Here is a 1,901-nt window from a genome sequence, read left to right on the forward strand (position 1 = left end):
CGACGTCATCCGCACCGTTCAGACTTTGGAAGAGCGGCTCCAGCATATACGTACGCCCATGTCGCTGTCCGTCCTTGGTTGTGTCGTGAACGGGCCCGGCGAGGCGCGCGAGACCGACATCGGCATCACCGGCGGCGGCAATGGGCGGCACATGGTCTACCTTTCGGGCGTTACCGACCATCATGTGCAGGATTCCGACATGGTGGAGCACATCGTGAAGCTCGTCGAAGCCAAGGCGGCCGAGATCGAGAGCAACATGACGGACGCTCCGCTCCAGGCGGCTGAATGAGCGATCATTGCTGCCACGCCAAGGGCGAGGACCTCGCCCTGATGTCGCGGCGGGCGGACATTCGCCGCGTGCTGATCATCGTGCTCGCCATCAACTTCGGCATGTTCGTTCTGGAATTCGGCGCCGGCCTCATCGCGCAATCGGCCGCGCTGATGGCCGATTCGATGGACATGCTCGGCGACGCCCTCGTCTACGCGGTCAGCCTCTACGCGCTCGACCGGTCATCGAAATGGCGGGCGGGCGCAGCCTTGTTCAAGGGCGGCTTCATCCTCTTTCTCGGCCTTGCCGTAGTCTATCAGATCGCGGTGAAGGTGCTCTACGGCGTTCCGCCTTCTTCGTGGCTGATGCTGGTCTTCGGCGTCCTTGCGCTGGCGGCGAACCTCGCCTGCCTCCGGCTGCTATGGCGGTTCCGGGCGGATAACGTGAACCTGTCGAGCACGTTCGAATGTTCGCGCAACGACGTGATCGCCAATGCAGGCGTGATCGCGGCCGCGGGAGGCGTCGCCCTGTTCCAGTCGCCCTGGCCCGACATTGCGGTGGCGGCGGTGATCGCCTTCCTGTTCCTCCGCTCAGCGATGCGGGTGACGGTCGAAGCATGGCCACAATACAAGCACCCGCATGCGCATCACGCCGCCGAATAGCGCGGGTGACGGATAGCGCGGGTGACGGGGCGCTGACGGCGCATTAAGGGCAGCCGCATGGCTTCCCTGGCGCAATCCTCCAGAAGTTCGACCGCGTTCGCCGTGGCGACGCTCGGCATCGCGCTCTTTTCGCTGATGGACGCGCTGATGAAGGGGCTTTCGCTCGCCATCGGCACCTACAATGCGCTGCTCTGGCGAACCCTGGCGGGCGCTGCGATGGCCGGGATCGTCTTCCTGGCGCGCCGTTCGCCCCGGCCCAGCCGCGCGGCGATGCGCTTCCACCTCATCCGCGGCAGCATGTCGAGCCTGATGGCGGTTCTCTTCTTCTGGGGCCTGGCCCGGGTGCCGATGGCGCAGGCGATCGCGCTTGCCTTCGTGGCGCCGCTGGTCGCGCTCTACCTCGCGGCGATGCTGCTCGGCGAGAAGATCGAGCGGAAAGCGATCGTCGCCTCGGTAATGGGCTTTGCCGGCGTGGTCGTCATCCTGACGGCGCAGGCGAAGGCGGAGCTCGGGGCGGAGGCGCTGCTCGGCTCCCTCTCCATCCTCGGCTCGGCCTGCCTTTACGCCTGGAACATCATCCTCATGCGCCAGCAGGCGCTGCTCGCCCAGCCGGTTGAGATCGCCTTTTTCACCAGCGGGATCATGGTCTGCTGGTTCATCCTTGCCGCGCCTTTGCTCGCGGTGCTTCCACCCAGCTCCGAACTGCCTCAGATCCTGGGCGCGGCGGCGCTCGCATTCGGGTCGCTGCTGCTCCTTTCGTGGGCCTATGCACGCGGCGAGGCCCAGCATCTGGCGCCGACCGAATATACCGGCTTCGTCTGGGCCTCGGTCTTCGGCTTCCTCTTCTTCGCCGAGCCGGTCCGCCCCCTCACCCTGATCGGAGCCGCCATGATCGTCGCCGCCTGCCTCGTTGCCGCCCGGCCGAGCTCGGCGCCGCTGCCCGGCGTGGAGCCCGGCGCCTGATGGCCTGG

Annotated in this window: 2 protein-coding genes and 1 pseudogene; all 3 read left to right on the forward strand. The window is 66.5% G+C overall.

What is annotated here, in order from left to right; translation table 11 throughout:
• Positions 1-289 (forward strand): annotated as a pseudogene (locus tag VF662_RS14765) (flavodoxin-dependent (E)-4-hydroxy-3-methylbut-2-enyl-diphosphate synthase); the annotation flags it as partial.
• The gene (locus tag VF662_RS14770) at positions 286-930 is read left to right on the forward strand and encodes a cation efflux transmembrane domain-containing protein (protein ID WP_464142618.1); all 645 of its coding nucleotides are present in this window, start codon (positions 286-288) and stop codon (positions 928-930) included. The pseudogene VF662_RS14765 and the gene VF662_RS14770, both read left to right, overlap by 4 nt.
• Before the next feature lie 57 nt (positions 931-987).
• The gene (locus VF662_RS14775) at positions 988-1,893 is read left to right on the forward strand and encodes a DMT family transporter (RefSeq protein WP_464142620.1); all 906 of its coding nucleotides are present in this window, start codon (positions 988-990) and stop codon (positions 1,891-1,893) included.
• The last annotated feature ends 8 nt before the right edge of the window (positions 1,894-1,901 follow it).

This window comes from Allosphingosinicella sp., from assembly GCF_036387215.1.
Taxonomy (GTDB): Bacteria; Pseudomonadota; Alphaproteobacteria; order Sphingomonadales; family Sphingomonadaceae; genus Allosphingosinicella.